15 protein-coding genes, 7 tRNA genes, 1 other RNA gene and 1 pseudogene are annotated in these 19,627 nt (G+C 44.7%); 5 read left to right on the top strand and 19 right to left on the bottom strand.

Going from position 1 to position 19,627, the window contains the following annotated elements; translation table 11 throughout:
• Positions 1-204: 204 nt before the first annotated feature.
• A complete protein-coding gene (locus H3001_RS06290; protein WP_181214424.1) occupies positions 205-1,701 on the bottom strand; it encodes a Do family serine endopeptidase in 1,497 nt (498 codons plus the stop codon).
• Between the two features lie 258 nt (positions 1,702-1,959).
• Between H3001_RS06290 and rnpB the strand changes: the two genes are divergently transcribed.
• Positions 1,960-2,321: RNase P RNA component class A (gene rnpB, locus H3001_RS06285), an RNA gene on the top strand.
• A 20-nt stretch (positions 2,322-2,341) separates the two neighbouring features.
• Positions 2,342-3,649: a YihY/virulence factor BrkB family protein gene (locus H3001_RS06280; RefSeq protein WP_181214423.1), complete on the top strand. Its 1,308-nt coding sequence runs from the start codon at positions 2,342-2,344 to the stop codon at positions 3,647-3,649.
• A 73-nt stretch (positions 3,650-3,722) separates the two neighbouring features.
• Here H3001_RS06280 and H3001_RS06275 read toward each other — a convergent pair whose 3' ends face one another.
• The 10 genes from H3001_RS06275 to H3001_RS06230 all read right to left on the bottom strand — a co-directional run bounded on the left by H3001_RS06275 (position 3,723) and on the right by H3001_RS06230 (position 9,186).
• On the bottom strand, positions 3,723-4,328 hold the full coding sequence (locus H3001_RS06275; RefSeq protein ID WP_178244379.1) for a riboflavin synthase: 606 nt from the start codon (positions 4,326-4,328) through the stop codon (positions 3,723-3,725).
• A 27-nt stretch (positions 4,329-4,355) separates the two neighbouring features.
• Positions 4,356-4,583 carry a hypothetical protein gene (locus tag H3001_RS06270; protein WP_394367796.1) on the bottom strand — a complete coding sequence of 76 codons (228 nt, stop codon included), beginning with the start codon at positions 4,581-4,583 and terminating at the stop codon, positions 4,356-4,358.
• A 106-nt stretch (positions 4,584-4,689) separates the two neighbouring features.
• Positions 4,690-4,762 (bottom strand) — tRNA-Gly (locus H3001_RS06265).
• 8 nt (positions 4,763-4,770) lie between these two features.
• Positions 4,771-4,851, bottom strand: a tRNA-Leu gene (locus H3001_RS06260).
• A gap of 20 nt (positions 4,852-4,871) precedes the next feature.
• A tRNA-Gly gene (locus H3001_RS06255) sits at positions 4,872-4,944 on the bottom strand.
• Between the two features lie 14 nt (positions 4,945-4,958).
• Positions 4,959-5,042: transfer RNA gene (locus H3001_RS06250), tRNA-Leu, on the bottom strand.
• Between the two features lie 18 nt (positions 5,043-5,060).
• Positions 5,061-5,141 (bottom strand) — tRNA-Leu (locus H3001_RS06245).
• Between the two features lie 20 nt (positions 5,142-5,161).
• Positions 5,162-5,234, bottom strand: a tRNA-Gly gene (locus tag H3001_RS06240).
• A gap of 305 nt (positions 5,235-5,539) precedes the next feature.
• Positions 5,540-6,703, bottom strand: coding sequence for a carboxynorspermidine decarboxylase (gene nspC, locus H3001_RS06235; protein WP_181214422.1), 1,164 nt, complete (start codon positions 6,701-6,703; stop codon positions 5,540-5,542).
• A gap of 119 nt (positions 6,704-6,822) precedes the next feature.
• Entirely contained in the window at positions 6,823-9,186 is a 2,364-nt protein-coding gene (locus tag H3001_RS06230) for an ATP-dependent helicase (RefSeq protein ID WP_181214421.1), read from the bottom strand.
• Between the two features lie 338 nt (positions 9,187-9,524).
• Between H3001_RS06230 and H3001_RS06225 the strand changes: the two genes are divergently transcribed.
• From H3001_RS06225 to H3001_RS06215, 3 genes are all read left to right on the top strand, one after another.
• A tRNA-Ser gene (locus H3001_RS06225) sits at positions 9,525-9,609 on the top strand.
• A 243-nt stretch (positions 9,610-9,852) separates the two neighbouring features.
• Positions 9,853-10,479 carry a hypothetical protein gene (locus H3001_RS06220; RefSeq protein WP_181214420.1) on the top strand — a complete coding sequence of 209 codons (627 nt, stop codon included), beginning with the start codon at positions 9,853-9,855 and terminating at the stop codon, positions 10,477-10,479.
• Complete coding sequence (locus H3001_RS06215; RefSeq protein ID WP_122146705.1) at positions 10,464-10,748, top strand: winged helix-turn-helix domain-containing protein; 285 nt, start codon at positions 10,464-10,466, stop codon at positions 10,746-10,748. Before H3001_RS06220 ends, H3001_RS06215 begins: the two co-directional genes overlap by 16 nt.
• 75 nt (positions 10,749-10,823) lie before the next feature.
• Here the strand turns inward: H3001_RS06215 and H3001_RS06210 are convergent, their stop codons facing one another.
• From H3001_RS06210 to H3001_RS06175, 8 genes and pseudogenes are all read right to left on the bottom strand, one after another.
• Positions 10,824-12,227 carry a mobilization protein gene (locus H3001_RS06210; protein ID WP_181214419.1) on the bottom strand — a complete coding sequence of 468 codons (1,404 nt, stop codon included), beginning with the start codon at positions 12,225-12,227 and terminating at the stop codon, positions 10,824-10,826.
• Positions 12,228-12,436: 209 nt separating this feature from the next.
• Positions 12,437-13,393: a toprim domain-containing protein gene (locus H3001_RS06205; RefSeq protein WP_181214418.1), complete on the bottom strand. Its 957-nt coding sequence runs from the start codon at positions 13,391-13,393 to the stop codon at positions 12,437-12,439.
• Between the two features lie 213 nt (positions 13,394-13,606).
• The gene (locus H3001_RS06200) at positions 13,607-14,683 is read right to left on the bottom strand and encodes an AAA family ATPase (protein ID WP_122146708.1); all 1,077 of its coding nucleotides are present in this window, start codon (positions 14,681-14,683) and stop codon (positions 13,607-13,609) included.
• Between the two features lie 14 nt (positions 14,684-14,697).
• The gene (locus H3001_RS06195) at positions 14,698-15,006 is read right to left on the bottom strand and encodes a DUF3853 family protein (RefSeq protein WP_181214417.1); all 309 of its coding nucleotides are present in this window, start codon (positions 15,004-15,006) and stop codon (positions 14,698-14,700) included.
• Between the two features lie 223 nt (positions 15,007-15,229).
• On the bottom strand, positions 15,230-16,255 hold the full coding sequence (locus H3001_RS06190; RefSeq protein ID WP_181214416.1) for a hypothetical protein: 1,026 nt from the start codon (positions 16,253-16,255) through the stop codon (positions 15,230-15,232).
• Between the two features lie 11 nt (positions 16,256-16,266).
• Positions 16,267-17,556, bottom strand: coding sequence for a PDDEXK nuclease domain-containing protein (locus H3001_RS06185; RefSeq protein ID WP_181214415.1), 1,290 nt, complete (start codon positions 17,554-17,556; stop codon positions 16,267-16,269).
• Between the two features lie 63 nt (positions 17,557-17,619).
• The gene (locus H3001_RS06180) at positions 17,620-18,903 is read right to left on the bottom strand and encodes a site-specific integrase (RefSeq protein WP_181214414.1); all 1,284 of its coding nucleotides are present in this window, start codon (positions 18,901-18,903) and stop codon (positions 17,620-17,622) included.
• A 368-nt stretch (positions 18,904-19,271) separates the two neighbouring features.
• Positions 19,272-19,496, bottom strand: a pseudogene (locus tag H3001_RS06175) (hypothetical protein); the annotation flags it as partial.
• Between the last annotated feature and the right edge of the window lie 131 nt (positions 19,497-19,627).

Here is a 19,627-nt window from a genome sequence, read left to right as displayed (position 1 = left end):
GCATCTATACCGATAGGCCAGATACTATACCAGAATGCAGCGCATGAGAGCTACCTTACCACATAAAAAAAACTCTCCAAGCATATGTTTGTACCATACCACTTGGAGAGCCGTTTTTTATATCAGTGGGCAGACATTATGCATGTCGTCTGCCCATAAACAATCTTTTACAAAAAACTACTACCTTCTATTTCTATCTTACCATTAATTCTGTGACAAATCAACAGCATAGTTCGCACGTTTGCCAGAAGGATAGATACCTGTCATGAACAGTACCTGATCAGGTGACTGAGAAGCAGCCTTCATCACATCTTCCAGATCCTGTACGGATTTCAACTGTTTGTTATTGGCTTTCAGAATGATGAATCCCTTACGGATACCGCTGTCGGCCATACGACCTTCCGTAACTCCCGTAACCTGTACACCGTATCCCAGGTTCAACTGCTCTTTCAGTTCCTTAGGCACCTCACGGAAAGCAGCACCCAGCAACTGCATGTCGGCATTCTTTACAATCTTGGTATTTCCCTGAGCATTTTTCAGTGTGATAGTAAACTTCTTCTCACTCTTGTCACGCCATACCTTCAGCGTAATCTTGTCGCCCGGACGGAACTTAGCCAACGATCCTTGCAATTCAGCCATCGTCTTCACCTTCTTGCCGTTGATTTCCATGATGACGTCATTTTCTTTCAGTGTTCCGTCAGCAGAACCACCTTCGGTAACTTCTACTACCTGTACACCTTCATTCACGCCCAGTTCACGCTGTTCCTTACGGATTTCATCCGGATAAGTCTCATTACCCATATCACGTCCGGCAATGCCCAGCAATGCACGCTGTACCGTACCATATTGTTTCAAGTCGGTAATCACCTTCGTCATGATATTGGTCGGAATTGCAAATCCGTATCCCGAATATGCTCCTGTAGGAGACACCAGCATGGCGTTGATACCTACCAGTTCACCTCTTGCATTTACCAAGGCACCTCCACTGTTACCCTGATTGATGGCCGCATCTGTCTGAATGAACGATTCTACTCCGTTAGCACCCAGTCCACGAGACTTCGCACTGACGATACCTGCCGTAACAGTAGATCCCAGGTTAAACGGATTACCTACCGCCAATACCCATTCACCTACCTTCAGGCGCTCTGAGTCGCCCACCGGAATTGCCGGAAAATCATCTCCTTCAATCTTCACCAGTGCCAAGTCGGTAGTAGGGTCAGTACCAATCACACGTCCCTTCATCTCACGGCTGTCATGCAATTTCACGGAAATCTCATCCGCTCCGTCAATCACATGATTATTGGTTACAATATATCCGTCTTTCGAAATAATCACACCCGAACCAAAACCTCTCTGCTCAGGAGTCTGCACCTGCTGTCTGCGGCCACGGCCATCTCCGAAGAAAAAGTCAAATATATCCGGCTGCGTCTGAATCGTCTGCACCTTGCTGCGCTGAACTGCCATGATATGCACCACAGAATTCAACGAACTCTCTGCAGCCTTGGTCAAATCGACCGGTTGCATGCTGGATGCATCCAGTGCAGCGAACCGTGCCGGTGAAGCCGCCTGAAATTCATCGTAGAATGAAGTAGCCTTATCTTGTTCCGGCTGCATCAGAGCATATGTAGTAACTCCTGCCACTCCTGCGCTAACAGCGATAACCGCTGCGGTACCCACTGCCAATTTAGTTATCTTTTTCATAAGCCTATATGGTTTAATTTGTTAATTTCACGTTTTGTTTAACATTTCATTTGCTAAAGTATAACAAATTCCATACGGTTGTACTCCACACATATGCTTTTTTCCCTCTTTTAACAATGGAACAAGAAGCATTAACCGCCATTAACGGCACAGACTGACAATTTTACATTCATTACCAGTCACTTTGCCAAACCTGTCAGATATATTTCCGAAAACCTTATCCGACTTTCAGTTTATTTATGTACCTTTGCGGCAAAAGCAGTTGGTCGGTCTGTCGCTGGTAGTATATACAAGAGGAAAGTCCGGGCAACGCAGAGCATCCTACTTCCTAACAGAAAGCTATCCGCGAGGGTAGAGTAATGTAGAAGAAAATAACCGCCCCCTCCGCAAGGAGCGGCGGCAAGGGTGAGAAGGTAGGGTAAGAGCCTACCAGCTGCCTGGTGACAGGCAGGCTGTACATCTTAGGAGTTGTAAGGTCATGTAAACCGGCATCAACGAGGGTTGCTCGCCCCACGTCGGAGGGTAGACCGCTAGAGCCTGTCGGTGACGGCAGGCGTAGATAAATGACAGACACTCTGTAACCCAGAGTACAGAACCCGGCTTATAGACCGACTGCTTTTTTTCATCAAAACTCACACCTATGAACCACACCATCAAGCGTTACATTCATTTCCTCACCGACGAGATATGGAGAGTCACTCCCGATGAGGTATCCCCTCTCCGCTTCCGGTTATATTCTTACCTGAAAGTAATCATGCTGTCCATCAGCCGCTACGAAGAAGACCGTATCCAGGTACGTGCATCGGCGCTCACCTACAGCACCCTGCTTTCCATCATCCCGATACTGGCCATCCTCTTCGCCATAGCCCGGGGCTTCGGCTTCGATACCATCATCGAAGAACAGTTGCGCCAGGGAATGACCGACCAGCAGAGCGAACTCATCCTCACCTGGATTAAGTCGTACCTCAAGCATGCCCAAAGCGGAATCTTCATCGGCATCGGTCTGATCATGTTGATGTGGAGTATCCTGATCCTGACCGACAACATCGAACGGAGCTTCAATGCCATCTGGCAGATCAAGCGCCCGCGTTCCGTATTCCGGAAAATCACCGACTACTTTTCCATGATTCTTCTGCTTCCCCTGCTGATTGTAATCTCCAGCGGACTGACGATATTCATGACCACCTATATAAAAGACATGGAAAACTTCCTGTTGCTGGCTCCCATCATGCAGTTCCTGGTCAGCCTCATTCCCTACGCACTCACATGGGGAATGTTCATCGGACTTTTCATTTTCATTCCCAATACGAAAGTCCAGCTGAGACACGCCTGCATCCCGGGCATCCTGGCAGGAACGGCCTTCCAGGCATTCCAGTACTTCTACGTCAACAGCCAGATATGGATTTCAAACTACAATGCCATCTACGGAAGCTTTGCAGCCATCCCCATGTTCCTGCTGTGGACACAGATATCCTGGACCATCTGCCTCTTTGGAGCCGAAATGAGCTACGCCAGCCAGAACCTGGACTCTTTTGATTTCCGGAAGGAAACCGCCCACATCAGCCGGCGCTACCACGACTTTTTCTGCACCATCATACTGTCCGCCATCTGCAAGCGTTTCCAGCAAGACCAGAAACCATATACCTCCAAGGAACTGAGCCGGGAACTGCAGATACCCATCCGGTTGACCAAAAAGATATTATACGAGCTGCAGGACATCAGTCTGATTTACGAGACCATCAACGACGACAAGGAAGATACCGCCTACCTCCCGGGAATGGACATCAATCAGTTGAGTGTAGGAGTACTTCTGAACAGACTGGATGCTGCCGGATCGGAAAAATTCAAGGTCAACTTCAAGCAGCACATGCAATCATGGGATATCCTGGTAAAGAGCCGCAACGAATATATCTACAAAAACAGCGAAGTCCTGTTAAAGGACCTGTAAAAACAAACCGCCCTGTCATCCACGCCATTCCAGGCACGATGACAGGGCGGTTCTTCTATTCATGAAAAGCCGGTCAGCAAGAAAGCTGCATCATACGGCTCAGATACTTGCCGATAATATCAAACTCCAGGTTGACCACACTACCTACGGTAAACGTATGGAAATTAGTATGCTCATAAGTATAAGGAATAATAGCTACCTGGAACGTGTCCTGAGTAGGATTGCATACCGTCAGACTCACGCCGTTCACAGTTACCGAACCCTTGTCGACCGTAAAATATCCTCTCTTGGCCATTTCCGGATTAAACTCATACTTGAACGTGAAATAATGGCTTCCCTGTGCATCCTCTATTGCGACACAGGTAGCCGTCTGGTCCACATGTCCCTGTACGATATGTCCGTCCAGCCGTCCGTTCATCATCATGCTGCGTTCCACGTTCACCTTATCGCCCACTTTCAGCAAGCCGATATTCGAACGTTCGATTGTCTCCTTCATGGCAGTCACCGTGTACGTACCGTCCTGAATGCTTACCACAGTCAGGCAAACCCCATTGTGTGAAACACTCTGGTCAATCTTCAGTTCATCCACAAACGAGCATTTCAGCGTCAAATGCAGATTTTCCTGTTCCTTTACGACCTTTACTACTTCCGCGTATTCTTCTACTATTCCCGAGAACATATTACTGTATTTTATTATTTTATATAATTAATGATTCAATGATTTCGCTTCCGGTATCGGATGACTCCATACCACATTTCCTTCCGAGTCGACCACCGAAATCGTTCCTCCGGCATACTCTTCCGTATAGCTGTTTCCCTTTTTCAACATGTCTTCCGCCATATGGATAGCCTTATCCTCTGTTTTCAGAAAAAAACCTTTATGATCAGTAGATTCACCGTCTGTAAAATAAATATCATAAGTTTTCATTTCCATTCTATACTTTCTGTTTTGCAAGCGCAAATATATATCAAAGTCCAGAATAACGGATAAAGAAATACATAAAAAAAGAGAAACCGAATGATTCCGATTTCTCCTGAAGAGCGGAAAACGAGACTCGAACTCGCGACCCTAACCTTGGCAAGGTTATGCTCTACCAACTGAGCTATTTCCGCAACTACTGTGCCCAGAACAGGACTCGAACCTGCACGCCTCTCGACATACGCACCTGAAACGTACGCGTCTACCATTCCGCCACCTGGGCAAAGTTTATTTCAAAAAGAGAGCGGAAAACGAGACTCGAACTCGCGACCCTAACCTTGGCAAGGTTATGCTCTACCAACTGAGCTATTTCCGCATTTGCCTTTGGAGTGAAGGGAATGAGACTCGAACTCACACGACATAACTGTCACCACCCCCTCAAAGTGGCGCGTCTACCAATTCCGCCATCCCTCCAAAACCAATTACTACTTGTGCCCAGAACAGGACTCGAACCTGCACGCCTCTCGACATACGCACCTGAAACGTACGCGTCTACCATTCCGCCACCTGGGCAAAGTTTTATTTCAAAAGAGAGCGGAAAACGAGACTCGAACTCGCGACCCTAACCTTGGCAAGGTTATGCTCTACCAACTGAGCTATTTCCGCATATCTTACAACCGTTTTCCCGATTGCGAGTGCAAAGGTAATACATTTTCTGAAACTCCCAAAATCTGAGAGCACTTTTTGCAATATTTTTTTTCAAAAAATTGATTTTTCCCTCTCTTTCAGTCCTCGTTTTTACCTTAAAAACGACAAGAAATCATCAATTAAAATATTTATTATCAAACATATAAGCCGCAAACCATGAGCAATATGGCCAAATCCTCAAAATTTTCCGCAACAACACTGTTTTTTTCAATCTGCCGGCTGCAATTCCCCTGCAACCGGCATATATTATCTCATTTTTCCTCTTAGCACATTCTGTCTCGATAATCCTCGTAGGTGAAATTCTTATAGATTTCTAATTCCCCGTTCATGTGAGACAAGGCCACCGACGGATGATGAATACCATTAAACATATTGGTCTTAACCATCGTATAATGTATCATATCCTCAAATATGATCCTCTCACCCACCTGCAGTTCATGATCGAAGCGCCAGCTTCCCATATAGTCTCCGCTCAGGCAACTGTTTCCACCCAGGCGATATACGTGCATGTCAGGAGTAGCCTCCTTCACCGCATCCGCCGGAAGTGATTCCGCATTACGCACGCGAGGCTGGTAAGGCATCTCCAGGCAATCGGGCATATGACAAGTAAAACTTACATCCAGAATCGCCGTACGGATGCCGCGGCTTTCCACGATGTCCACCACAGAAGCCACCAGCGGACCGGTCTGCCAGGTAAATGCCGATCCCGGCTCCAGAATAATCTGCAAGTGAGGATAACGCGCTCTAAGTCCCTTCAGCAAGCCGATCAGATGCTCCACGTCATAATCCTTGCGGGTCATCAGATGACCTCCTCCCAGATTCAGCCATTTAATCTGAGAGAACCAGCGTGAGAACTTGTTCTCGATATTCTGCAACGTACGCTCCAGTTCGTAAGAGCTGGACTCACAATGACAATGACAGTGGAATCCTTCGATTCCTTCGGGAAGTACCTCCGGGAGCAAATCGGCCGTTACCCCGAAACGCGTTCCCGGTGCACACGGATTGTACAGTTCCACTTCCACTTCCGAATACTCCGGATTGATGCGCAATCCACACGACACCGGCTCGTTCCAGGCCTTTGCCTGCGGATAAAAACGCTCGAACTGAGAAAGCGAGTTAAAGGTAATGTGACTGCAATATTTCAGAAACGCCGGAAAATTCTGCGCAGTGTACGCCGGCGAATACGCATGCGCCTTGCTGCCGAACTCCTCGAAAGCCAGACGGGCCTCATACTCCGAGCTGGCTGTAGTGTGACAAATGTATTCACGGAAAATCGGGAACGACTTCCACATGGCAAAGGCTTTAAACGCCAGAATAATCTCCACACCGGCTGTATCTGCCACGTGCTTGATCAGGCTCAGATTCTTTCTGAGCAGTTCCTCCTCCATCACATAACAGGGAGAAGGGATTTTAGACAAATCCAACATATTCAATTATTTACTTTATTTTACTCATTATCAGTACAGAGCGAAGCTTCCGGAATGATTCAGGCACTCCGGCTGCCACATTATTCATCCAAACGTGACATTCCACTCCGTAAATCCATTTAACCAATCACTTTAAAACGGGCAAACTTCAGGAGCAGTTGTTTCTCTCCGGCATTACGGAAACGGACCGTAGCTTTCCGGTTGTCACCCGTTCCCTCCAGACGGAGAATCTCTCCCACTCCAAAGCGCTCATGCTCAATCTGGGCACCGACCGACAAACCATCCTGCCCTCCTGCAGCAGACGGAGACGCAGCCAGTCCCGACTCCTCAGCCGGTACAATTTTCCGAAGCTTACGCGGCGGAGCCGGTTTGACAAACTTCACAGGCTCTTCCGGCATCGGACCTCCATCAAACATGGAAGGACCTTCCTCGCGATACGAACGCTCCTCTCTTTCCTCTCTCCATTCCCTGCGGAAGCGAGCTGCCCTTTCATCCACCTTACGGGCTACGGTAGCTTCCTGCGGCCAGTTCAGGTAACGCTCTTCAATGTCTTTCAGGAAACGGCTCGGCCGTCCCAGCTCCATGGTTCCATATTTATAGCGGGATTTGGCATACGACAGGAAACAATGTTCTTCGGCACGGGTAATGGCCACATAAAACAACCGGCGCTCCTCCTCCAGCTGACGGTACGAATCCATGCTCATCGCACTGGGGAAAAGATTTTCTTCCATACCCACTACGAACACATTCTTGAATTCCAGTCCTTTGGCAGAATGAACCGTCATCAGGGTAATCTTCGGAGCTTCCTCTTCCACGCTTTCGTCCTGATCAGTCAGCAGGGCAATTTCCGAAAGATAGTCGCTCAACAACACATGCGAGTTACCTTCCTCCCGGCAAGTCGCACAGAAATCATGCATACCATTCACCAACTCCTCTATATTTTCCTGCCGGCTCAGATTCTCAGGAGAGCGGTCCTGACAAATGTCCCTCATTATTCCAGACTGGCGCACGATGGCTCCTCCGATTTCATAAGCATCTTCCGTAACGGCCATCTCAATAAAGGAAGCCACCAACGAACGGAATCCCTGCAACTTCGCCGAAGTTCCCTTGTTCAGTTCCACTCCGTATGTAAGCGGCTCTTCCAGCACCGTCCACAGACTCACCCGGCAACGGGTTGCCGCCTCCGTAATCTTGCCCAACGTCGTAGCCCCGATCCCACGGGCCGGATAATTGATGACCCGTTTCAGCGCCTCCTCATCATGAGGATTCACCGCCAGACGGAAATAGGCAAGCACATCCTTTATCTCCTTACGCTGATAGAACGACAGTCCCCCGTAAATACGGTAAGGCAGCGCACGCTTACGCAAGGCCTCCTCAAAGATACGGCTCTGCGCATTCGTACGGTATAGAATAGCGAAGTCATCGTAGGTATATCCCTGACGCAGATGCATCTGTACGATTCTGTTGGCCACGATTTCCCCTTCTTCCACGTCACTATAGGCAGAGAGCACCGTAATCGGTTCACCCGGATCCTTTTCCGAGAATACCTCTTTTCGGATCTGCTCACGGTTCTTGGCAATCAGACTGTTGGCAGCCTTCACGATGGCCTGCGTAGAACGGTAATTCTGTTCCAGCTTGAACAGGCGCGCATCCTTATACGACTTCGTAAAGTTCAATATATTGTCAATATTCGCTCCGCGGAAGGAGTAAATGCTCTGCGCATCATCTCCCACCACACAGACACGCTGGTACTTCTCCGTCAGCTGCCACACGATACGGTGCTGTACAAAGTTGGTATCCTGATACTCATCAACCAGCACATAGTGGAATTGCGAGGCATAGCGTTCACAAACCTCCGGATGCTTCTCGAACAGCAGATAAGTATTCACCAGCAAGTCATCGAAGTCCATTACTCCCCCTTGCCGGCAGCGTTCCCAGTAACGCAGATAAATATCCCGTATGGCCGGCATCTTGGCAGCACGGTCACTCTCAAAAATTTCCGCATTGGCCGCATAGGCCTCCGGCAGTATCAGATGGTTCTTCGCATTGCTGATTCTACCCAATACAGTCCCCGGCTTATACGTCTTGTCATCCAGCTTCATTTCCTTGATGATTGCCTTTATCAGACTTTTCGAATCATCCGAATCGTAAATGGTAAAATGAGCCGGGAAACCGATAGCCTCAGCCTCGGTACGCAAAATCCGTGAAAAGATAGAATGAAAAGTACCCATCCACAGGTATCGGGCACGTTTCTCCCCTACCTGACGGGCAATACGGGCTTTCATTTCCCGAGCAGCCTTATTAGTAAACGTAAGAGCCAGAATGTTCCAAGGCTCGTACCCCTGTTCCAGCAAATAGGCAATCTTATAGGTCAGCACACGGGTCTTTCCCGAACCGGCTCCCGCTATCACCAGCGAAGGTCCTTCGTTGTACAACACGGCGGCACGCTGACTTTCATTCAATTCGTCCAAAAAATCAACCATCAATTTATTTATATAAGGAGTTAAGACTATCTGTTTAACAATTGTATCTCTCCAGATTCCGGTTTACCGCACATTTTTTTCAATCGGCAGCAAAATTCAGGAATTTGTCCCTGTATCCCCTCTTCCGATGAGCTTTAATCAAGGGCAGAGGCTGTCAAACAGGAATTTATCCTTTCCCAACCGGCATCCGGAATCACTTCCGCAAAGATACTCATTTATTGTAAAAACTGCGTTCTGCTAATTTTTTTTCTATTTTTTTCGAAAAACATTTGCATATTCAAAAATAATGCGTACCTTTGCATCGCTTTTGAGAAACAAAGCAACTCCAAAAGAGTTTTGGAGAGGTGGCAGAGTGGTCGATTGCGGCGGTCTTGAAAACCGTTGTACTGCGAGGTACCGGGGGTTCGAATCCCTCCCTCTCCGCAATAAACATTGTTTTTCAATGATTTATAAGATTAACACCCGATTTTACACCCAATAATGTAAAGTCGGGTGTTTTCTTTTTTAGGATAATCTTCAAATTGTTGATAGAATATTTGGTTTATAATATAATCTTATTTATATTTGCAATAAATTCAAGATGGAGAGAAAAATGTCTCTCTTTAATTTTGATAGCATAGTTTATTTTATAAACCAATTTAATGAAGTTTAAACATCATTTAAATCATGAAAGAAAACAATTTTTCTGAGAAAGACAGTTTGGAACTGATTTCTCAAATGCTGAAACAGACGAAAGATAATCTTGGAGTAGGAAGTGGCAATATATTCCTTTATTACGGCTATTCCGCATTCTTCATTTCATTGATTGTATTCGGATTCGTCTACTTTACAGCAAATAATGTATGGGCAGCTTTGTGGTTCCTGATGTTTGTCCCAAGTGTGATTATCTGTGTAAAGGACAAAAAAGACAAACCACACGTGGTGACTTATATGGATAAGGCAATAGCGAACACATGGCTTGTCATTGGTGCTCTTTTCTCTTTGACCGTTGTTGCCATAATCGTATTAGGACTTTGCGTGGGATTGATAAATTTTACCCTTATGCTTCCTTTGAGTTTAATCTATGCCGGCATCGGAACATCGATTACTGGAATTATCATGAATGAAAAGGTACTTGTCTATACGCCTCTTTTGAGTTTCCTCATTGCCATATATATGTTGTTGGCTTTGAGTATACATAATGCAGACACAACATACTGGCATCTGTACTTTGGAATAGCATCTGTATTAATGATGATCATTCCGGGGCATGTTATAAATAGAAAATCCATAAAGCAATGTTCAAGGAACTGAATCCGCTCATACATTCCCAGTTAAGGTTAGCAATAATGACTCTACTGTTATCTGTAGAGGAGGCGGATTTTACTTATCTGAAGGAAAAGACAAATGCTACTTCCGGAAATCTGAGCGTCCAACTGGACAAGTTGAACAACGCTGGGTATATTCGACTTACCAAGGATTTTGTCGGAAGGAAACCTCGAACTTCGTGCAGATTAACAGAAACAGGGAAAAGAGCACTGGAAGAATATATAGAGTCATTAAAAACCTATTTTGAATTATAATCCAATTTTGTTATACAATAAATAGAGCAGTTAAAATAAAAAGCTGCTCTATTTATTATGTACCTAAAATGAGTGTTATATTTTGAACCCTCTACTTTTTCTTGGCTCTTCTTCTGACTGTCGCAAACCTCGTCTTAACTTTTCCCATTGTTCCTTGAACCATTCTCCAATCGGTTGCCTGTTTATGGTCAATACGAGTTTACTACTATCCATCGGATGTTTCTCAACCTTGAAAATATCGCTTCTGATGTCAAACTTTCGTCTGTGTTCTTCGGAATAAATTTTGCCACTACATTGTATGGCTTCTTTCTTTGTCAAGAGGCTCTCTATCATTTCTTTGGAAAATCCGATGGTAGCACACAATTTTTCCATTCTCAGCATCTCTTTAAGCATCGGGAACCACTTGAATGCCTTTTCAAGCAAGGTGTTAAGCCGGGAAATTTCCCTGTCTTTGGCTTCAAGCTCTTGATTGTGTATTCCTTGAAGATTGCGTATCTGTTTTCCGTGCTGTTCCTGCATTTGTTGCATCCTGACTTTTAATTCATCAATGCCTTTATCACGCTTGGCAACTTCCTGACGCAATTTTTCATTGGCTTGTTCCAAATCTTTCAATTTCCCACTGCCGAAAAGAGAACCGACACCGCTTGCTATGGCAGTAGCTGCATCAGTGGCTGCGCTTTTGAGTTTGTCGGTGCGTATTTCCGATTTTACTTGTCTGAGTTCTTGTTCAGCAAGATCTATTTGTTCTTCTTTGTGACGTTTTGCAGCATCCATGCGTTGCAGTTCGGCTTTCTGCTTCTCAATAATGAAATCGTTACGCTCCAGATGCACCTTGCCAGTAACAGCCTTTGACTGCCCACGCTCCATCAGGAGAATATTGGATGCCAGATTCTGCATTTCCGTCATATCCTCGTCATTGAGCTTGCGGCTCTTGCCTGTATCATGGTTCATCCAGTCGAAAACGATATGGGCATGATAGTTCGGCTTGAACCATCTGTCCCCGACCTGAAAACTTTCCCTGTCTTCCGCTTCCGGCTGGCCGTTCAGCCAATGCCCTTCGTCCTTGTGCAGGAAGATTTGCAGCGGTGTGATTCCCCAGCGTCTTTGACACTCTTCACCGAATTTACGCACGTCTGCCAGTGTGGTGTCCGACCTGACAAGCAGCACTCCTTCACGGATGGGTGAACATCCCGCCACCTTGATAATTTTTCCATTCTTTCCCTTGCGTTCCCTTTCCTTTTCCTGCATGGCACGTCCGGTCTTTTCCTTGACCATTTGCTTGATGTTGTCATAATGAGTTCGCAGTTCGGGAGTGCCGAAGTCGGGATTTATCCACTGCTCGTTGTCGGTGGAAAGTTCGGGAACGATATAGATTCTGGATTCCCCGATATTACGCATATACTCGGCAGTCCTTCGGTTGTGCGCCTCGCTCGATGCGATGTTGCAAGGCTTGATATGTATGCTTGATTTTGTTGCCATAGCTTCTTCCTTTGTTTGTAATTGATTATTTTGCTCGCTTTCGCAGAGGGGTTCTTAGGGGTAACCCATAAGCGGAGATTGCAAAGAGAGGGTCACTCTTTGCTCGAGGGTCTCAGGGGTGAAACGCCTTGAGTGGGTTATTAGGGCAAAGCCCTAATCCCCTCGGGAGAGCCCACAACTACGAAAGCGGAGCGTGTAGTTATAGTGGGCTATAACCGAAAGCCGTTTTTCTTTTTCGGTGGTTGGCTGCGCGTCCCTTTTACAGATTGGACTTGCCTTTTTCTTTCAGTCTGTTCCTGTAAGTATTCGTTCAAGTCCTTGCATCCGCTGTAGGTCTGCGAAGCGTCACGGATGTATAAGTCCCTGCCGTATTCCATACGGATTTGTTGGAGTGCTTCCATCCCTGCACGGTCATTGTCAAAGAAACAATGGATGCGCTCGTAGTTGCCCAACGGATAGAGAGCCTTGTTCACATTCGATACGGAATTCAATACGATGTAGTCCTGTCCGTCCAGCTCCGGATAATTCGGGCAGCTTTCCTGTCTCAATGTCAGAAAGGAGAGGTAGTCCATAAATCCCTCGAGCACATAACAGGTATTTCTTGTTTTACCCGACTGTCTGATGTGGGAGATTTCCTTTGGGGCGATGCAACCCTTGAAATAGCGATTGCGAACCTCAAATCCACCCGAACTATTAGGAAAGGCGATGGCAAAGTACCGCTTGCCGTTGTGGGTGAAACGTGCTTCACTACATTCTCTTTTCGCCAGTTCCGTGTTTATTCTCCTTTCCTGCAAATATGAGAGCAGGGCAGGAGAAGAAAGCGGTACAATCTCCAGTTGTTGAAAACGTGGCTCGGAAGATGACTGCTTGCCAAAAGAGAAAGAAACAGGACGGATATGTGGTGCCTGTTCCGCTATGCGTTCCAATATATAAGGTATATGGTAGGTAGCATATAAGTGTGCAGCCAGTTCAATGATGCCGCCACCTTTACCCAAACCGAAGTCATACCATTGTTCACGTTCGGTATTCACTTTGAACGATGCTTCAGTCTCTTCCCGAAACGGAGATTTGTACCAAAGGTTTATTCCCTGTTGTTTTACTGGTGAATAACCCAAACTGTGCAGATAATCCGCTATCTTGATTTGTTTTGCTGTTTGTATATCCATAAAATGATAGGTTTAATGATAATTGAATTGGTTTATTTCTCTTTTCGCCCGTACCTCTTTATGAAGTACGGTCTTTATAATCACTTCACTTTATTTTCGTATATATAGAGTACGGTAATAAAGTGAAGCGATTTATCCATTCCTTGCAATCACTTCGCTTAATCCTTAATATATAGACACACCGAATAAAGTGAAGCGATTGCAGGTGTCAGGCTAATAGTGGAAGTCGGGCATGAATGTGTATTTTCTGCCTTTCTGCTGCACTATCATCCGTTTATTCCGAAGCATGGTGATGAGCGGTACCGCCTTTTGATGGTTCAGTTTTACACCTACTGACGCATAGGTTTTGATTAAGGCATCTTCCAGTTCCTTGTAACCGTATTCCTCTTTCAGTCCGAAAACAGCTTCCAATGCGATGCGGTGCTGCTGCTCTGTGATGTGCCTGTAAGGGTCAAACTTTTCTTCTTCCGGTCTTCCCGGCTTCTTGGCTTCGGGCTTGTAACCCTCCATTAGTTCGGGCAGGGCATTGTCGTTGATACGGAATGCAAAAGGCTCGAAGTCCATTGCCCGTATGTGCATGGCTGAAACATTGCTTATATCCCCGTTGTTCTTGTCCTTTTCCACAAGTAAGATAGTCTCAGCCTTGTTGTTCAGTTCCGTGCCGATATGCCCCCTTGCATTCTCATCGCCTTTGTTCTGATGAAGTATCGTATGGATGTGTATCTGCCTTTCATCTGTCCATTGCATCAGTTTTGAAATGATATGTGTGGATTCGCTCGGACTGTTAATGTCATATACCATATCACGGATGCCGTCTATGATTACAAGACCAATGTCGGGTGTATTATAGATAGCCTGCTCTACAATCCTGATACGTTGTCCGGGCGTGTATTTCCTCAAAGCGAGAAATTCGAGGCTCTCATTGTCCCTATCATCAGGCAAGTCAGCCATCCGCAAAATACGTTTCATTACTTTCAGACAATGATAAGGGCTTTGTTCCGTGTCCACATAAAGGATTTTCCGTTTGTCTTCCGGAAGTTCCGCCACATATCGCAATGCCGTACCGTTTTTCAATGCGGCGGCTACGATAGCCGACACATTGAAAGTCTTTTTGCTCTTGGCTTTACCGATGGATGCGCTGAAATTCCCCAATGTCCCTATGACGGAACCATGTACTTTGAGAATCTCAGGTGCTTTTTCATAACATTTCGACAGGCTCAAACGTGAGGCTTGCCAAAGGATTACCGCTTCTTCGGTTGATATTTCCTTTATATCTTTCATATAGTCCATAAGTACCCCTCCCGTTATTTTCGTCCTCCGGTTTTCTTTCCAGCCAGTTCAAGAGCAAGTTCTGCATCCACGATAATCTTGCGCCCTATTTGCGTAATGGCTTTGTCTATCTTTCCGCTTTTCTTTATACGGTTGGCGGTGGGCAGACTGCACCCGAATAATTTGGCAATGCCAAGTATTCCGTACACATACTTTCTTTCTGTGTCCGTGACGGGTTGCGGTTGCGCTTCCGTTTGGTTGGAAGCGTGTTTGCTTAGGAATATGAAGTCTTCGCCTGTCATCTGCCAGACGGGTTTTAATAATAATTCTTGAAGATTTGTCATCGTCCAATCTATTTAGCCGTTAAACAATCAGCCCTGCGCACTGGCTGTTATTTCTGTTCTCGAACGATGCAAAATTAGGTAGGGTTATGAGTGGTAAGGATGTGGTTGGTATAAATGGAATATCTTGTTATTTATTTGAATATCAGAGAATAAAAATACCACTCAAAAATTAATTTGAGTGGTAAAAGTGGCAATCTCGTAAAAAGTCTTGAAATATCACGGATTATCGGAATATGCCGTCCATTTCTTTGGCAAACTTCCGGTTGCTGTCACTGGGGAAATCGGAAACAGGCTCTTTGTATTTTGACTTGTAGTAATTCTCATCAATATCCAGCTGTTTCAGGATTGTATTCTTCCATTTATCCCTGTCTTGTTTGGGCAGTCTTTCACTCATCAGGAATATCAGGTAACACACTCGTATCTTTTCCCTTGCCTTGATTTTTAATTCCTTTTTACCAGGGTACAGATTCATGTTGGCATAGAAGTCCTGCGTTGCAATATATTCAAACTGTTCCCCCACACAGATTTTATGAATAAGCGAAAGTAATTCTGTATTGAAATATTCGGGTTGTTCCTTTGGTATATCCTGTTGTTTCTCTTGCTTGCTCGGTTCATCCGGCTTATCTTTTGCTACGGGAATATATTTTGCCAATATTTCCATAAAATGAAAACTCAGTTTATAAACATCTCCGCAACAGTTCTCAATATATTGGAAAGCCTCCTTTTTTGCTTGCCTTTGCAATTCATAAAGCCTGTTCAGTTCTTCTTTTTCCTTCTCATATTCAGCCTTGCAGCGTTCATACTCCTTCTCGGCTTGCTTCTCTTCTTCTGCCGTATGTTCCCTGTAGCCAATGGAATCATATCTGTTATATGCTTCATTCAAGGGCTTGCTTAATTTTTGTGTAACCCTCAAATGTGCTTCTATATCAGTGTTATATCTGCCAGCAAAGTTGTAGCATACACGAGAAATTATCTCATCATCAAACAATGGATGTTTTTCGTAAATCAGTATGTTTTTCTCTATCTCGGTTCTCAGGCTGTTGAGAATCAGAGTATATTGTTCTTTATGTTTGTCAAGCACCAGTTCAAGGATAGCGGCTTCAAAAGCTGTTGTGTCATTGTATTGCTTATAGAAGTCCGTGATGAATTTCTGCCTGTCAAAAGAGAAAGTATGACTGATTATAAAATCGCTGTATATTCGGTTAAGTTCGCCATATTGGGGAATCATAATCTGTATTTCTACTGCCATATACACTTGGTTTATGGATTCTTATCTTTATCAAGAAAGGAAGTCAGTTCTTCCTCTACTTCTTCTATACTTGGCAGAGCTGATTTTAAGTTTTCAGGTATAGCCTTGCTCAACTGGTAATCGCTGATGCCTATCGGCTGGTCGTAGCCTGTCAATGCGTATTGCGCTACAACTTCGTCTTTTCCCTTGCACAGCAACAACCCGATAGTCTTGTTGTCATTCTCTCCCCTCAGTTTATCATCCACCACATTGATGTAAAAGTTGAGTTGTCCGGCATATTCCGGTTTGAAAGGAGTGGCTTTCAATTCTATGACAATATATGCGTGCAACGGAATAGAATATAGAATCAGGTCGGCAAAGAAATCGCTGTTTCCTACTTGGAAGTGCTTCTGCCGGGCAACGAAGGCAAAACCGTTGCCCATTTCCAACAGGTAGCGGGTAACATGTTTCACCAGTTGTTCTTCAATATCCCTTTCGTCTGCTTTTTCTTTGGCTCCTGCCAAATCAAAGATGTACGGGTCTTTGAGTAGGTAATTGGCAAGGTCGCTTTGTGGAGCCGGAAGTGTGGTTGTGAAATTGTTAACCTTGTTGTTGCTGATTTGTCGGCTATACAAATCACTGTCAATTTGCATTTTCAATACATTGCTACTCCATCCCATTTCTACAGACTGCTTCATGTACCAGTAGCTTAGACCCAATGGAAGTGAACTGTTAAGCATAATCACATGGCTTGCCCAATTAGTTCTTGCAACAGGTGATGTCATGAATACGCTTTCTATATCCTTAATTTCCATTTGGTAAATATCAGATACAGTTTTGGTAACATTGTGGATTTGTGCAAGAGGTTCTTGCGTGATTATCATTTCTTTGTTATCAGCAGATTGAATTTGCGCAAGAGGCTCTTGCGTAAATTGAAAATCGTTTAAGAAGTGTACTTCATCCTCAATTTTCTTCACGTTTGGTGCTATCAGTCTTGCATCCGTTTCTATGAAACTTTGCAACGCTCTTAAAGGATATGCCTTTGCAAACTGACACATATAGGTGAGGTTACGTTCCGAATAGCCTTTCTTTTCAGGGTAATGCAGTCGGATAGTCTTTGCCAACTGCTTGATGATTTTGCTTCCCCATCCGTGCAGCTGCTGGTGATAAAGGATGTAATTGCCTACCTTCCAGTAATGGAACAGCATTTGTGCATTGGCTGCAACAATCAGCCTTACTTGTGCCTGTTCTATTTCCGAACCGACCGCTTGTATGAATGCATCAAAATTCGTTTTCTCTATGTTGGATTCCTTGTTGCTCATATTGTGATGATAATTTCTACAAATATAGTCATTGGTAACTATCTATGAAACTGTTTGATACTTTTATAGTTGATTAAACTTGTTCATGGCGTTCGCCTTAATATCATCCGCTATGTCAATGTAGGGTTTCATAGCCTTGTAGTCGCTGTGCCCCGTCCATTTCATGACCACATGTGCCGGGATTCCAAGAGCCAGCGCATTGCAGATGAATGTCCTTCTTCCGGCATGGGTGCTTAACAAAGCGTACTTGGGTGTGACTTCATCTATACGTTCATTCCCCTTGTAGTAGGTTTCCCGTACAGGCTCGTTGATTTCCGCCAGCTCACCCAGTTCTTTCAGATAATCATTCATCTTCTGATTGCTGATGACGGGCAATGCCATGTGATTCTCGAAATGGATGTCCTTGTATTTGTCCAGTATGGCTTTGCTGTGGTCGTTCAGTTCGATTATCAGGCTGTCCGCTGTCTTGACCGTGGTAACTTCAATGTGGTCGGGTTTCACATCGCTTCTTTTCAGATTGCGAACATCCGAATATCGCAAACTCGTAAAACAGCAGAACAAGAAAACATCCCTGACACGTTCCAAATACTGCTTGTCATGCGGTATCTGGTAATCTTTCAGTTTGTTCAGTTCTTCCCACGTCAGGAATATCACCTTTTTAGAAGTGGTTTTCAATTTGGGTTTGAATGTATCGTATGCAATGTTCTGATGGTGTCCTTTCTTGAAACTCCAGCGCAGAAACCATTTGAGGAATCCCATTTGTTTGCCGATGGTGCTGTTTCTCATGTCTTTCTTGTCACGCAAGAAATTGACATATTCGTTCAATCCGAACTCATTGAAGTATTCAAAGGTTACATCTTCTTTGAACTCTTTGAGGTGATTTTTCACTGCTGCAAATTTTTCGTATGTGGATGCCGTCCAATTATTCTGATTGCCACACTCCTTTACAAACTCATCGAACACTTCCCAAAAGCTGATAGGGGCTTCTTCCGTCTGTTCTTCACTTGTATTTTTCATCCGTAAGTTGAACGCATCTTTTAACTGTTGCGTGGTAGGCATGGTTTCCTGTACCTCAAATTCCTTGAACACGTTTTGCATTTCTGCATAGTATTTCAGCAAGTCCGCATTGATTTCGGATGCGCTTTGCTTTAGCTTGTTGGTGCATCCGTTCTTTACCCGTTGTTTGTCGGCATCCCATTTGGCTACGTCAATCCGGTAGCCCGTTGTAAACTCGATGCGTTGGCTTGCGTATATGACACGCATACGGATGGGTACGTTCTCTACGATTGGCACACCGTTCTTTTTCCGGCTCTCCAATGCAAAAATGATGTTGCGTTTGATATTCATAATTGGGTGCGTTTGAAATTCTACACCCCAATATACACCCAAAAATTGAAATAGCAAAAGGCATTTAGAAAGATTTAGATTTACTCTGCATTGTAGATAATATGTGATTATCAGTGATTTGCAATTTTATGATGTTTTCTGAAAGCGTAGGTTCTGGAACCTGTCTCTCCGCTGAAAAGGTGTAAATCAAGCATTTGCGAGATTTACACTTTTTCTTTTAACATATCAATAATGTAGTTAGGTGTTACCCAAATTATTGGATCAACGTAAAAAACTGAGGGATTCTCATATTACGCATAAATTTTCGAGAGCCTAAACAGAAAGAAAGCTCTATCCTTCACTCCCCCTGAACTGTGAGCGAAAGTTCTTTATTTTAGCATTAAAGAACCCAGAAGCTGCGTTCGTAAAACGTCGCTCAAAATATTTATTATTTCAATATAATACGTCTGTATTGACCTTGCTACTCTTCCAAATACAAGGAATCCTGATTTATCCACCTCGTCATACCACCTGACAAGCCTTGTCAAGGCTATATCCTTATGTCTGCACTGATGATAAATCAATCCTAATCTCATGGAAAGATAATACGCTTCCTTTGGCTCAGTTTGAAAATTTGGGGGGTTAGGTTAAAAACCTTAATTTTGCGTCATGAAGCAAAAAGAGAAAATCCCCGTTAGTCCTTTAGAGTTGTTGAGCCTTTTCCTTCCAGTAGGCATGCTCGAGT

Origin of the sequence: Phocaeicola faecicola, from assembly GCF_013618865.1 — a bacterium.
Classification (GTDB): Bacteria; Bacteroidota; Bacteroidia; order Bacteroidales; family Bacteroidaceae; genus Phocaeicola; species Phocaeicola faecicola.
This window is presented reverse-complemented; position numbering and strand designations above follow the sequence as displayed.

Bases quoted from the DNA above. Each gene is read 5' to 3' on its own strand.
- H3001_RS06280 (WP_181214423.1), top strand. From the start codon at position 2,342: ATGAACCACACCATCAAGCGTTACATTCATTTCCTCACCGACGAGATA.
- H3001_RS06180 (WP_181214414.1), bottom strand. From the start codon at position 18,903: ATGAATATCAAACGCAACATCATTTTTGCATTGGAGAGCCGGAAAAAG.
- H3001_RS06275 (WP_178244379.1), bottom strand. From the start codon at position 4,328: ATGTTCTCGGGAATAGTAGAAGAATACGCGGAAGTAGTAAAGGTCGTA.
- H3001_RS06185 (WP_181214415.1), bottom strand. From the start codon at position 17,556: ATGAGCAACAAGGAATCCAACATAGAGAAAACGAATTTTGATGCATTC.
- H3001_RS06200 (WP_122146708.1), bottom strand. From the start codon at position 14,683: ATGGACTATATGAAAGATATAAAGGAAATATCAACCGAAGAAGCGGTA.
- nspC (WP_181214422.1), bottom strand. From the start codon at position 6,703: ATGTTGGATTTGTCTAAAATCCCTTCTCCCTGTTATGTGATGGAGGAG.
- H3001_RS06205 (WP_181214418.1), bottom strand. From the start codon at position 13,393: ATGGATATACAAACAGCAAAACAAATCAAGATAGCGGATTATCTGCAC.
- H3001_RS06215 (WP_122146705.1), top strand. From the start codon at position 10,464: ATGTTCAAGGAACTGAATCCGCTCATACATTCCCAGTTAAGGTTAGCA.
- H3001_RS06190 (WP_181214416.1), bottom strand. From the start codon at position 16,255: ATGGCAGTAGAAATACAGATTATGATTCCCCAATATGGCGAACTTAAC.
- H3001_RS06210 (WP_181214419.1), bottom strand. From the start codon at position 12,227: ATGGCAACAAAATCAAGCATACATATCAAGCCTTGCAACATCGCATCG.
- H3001_RS06195 (WP_181214417.1), bottom strand. From the start codon at position 15,006: ATGACAAATCTTCAAGAATTATTATTAAAACCCGTCTGGCAGATGACA.
- H3001_RS06270 (WP_394367796.1), bottom strand. From the start codon at position 4,583: ATGGAAATGAAAACTTATGATATTTATTTTACAGACGGTGAATCTACT.
- H3001_RS06290 (WP_181214424.1), bottom strand. From the start codon at position 1,701: ATGAAAAAGATAACTAAATTGGCAGTGGGTACCGCAGCGGTTATCGCT.
- H3001_RS06220 (WP_181214420.1), top strand. From the start codon at position 9,853: ATGAAAGAAAACAATTTTTCTGAGAAAGACAGTTTGGAACTGATTTCT.
- H3001_RS06230 (WP_181214421.1), bottom strand. From the start codon at position 9,186: ATGGTTGATTTTTTGGACGAATTGAATGAAAGTCAGCGTGCCGCCGTG.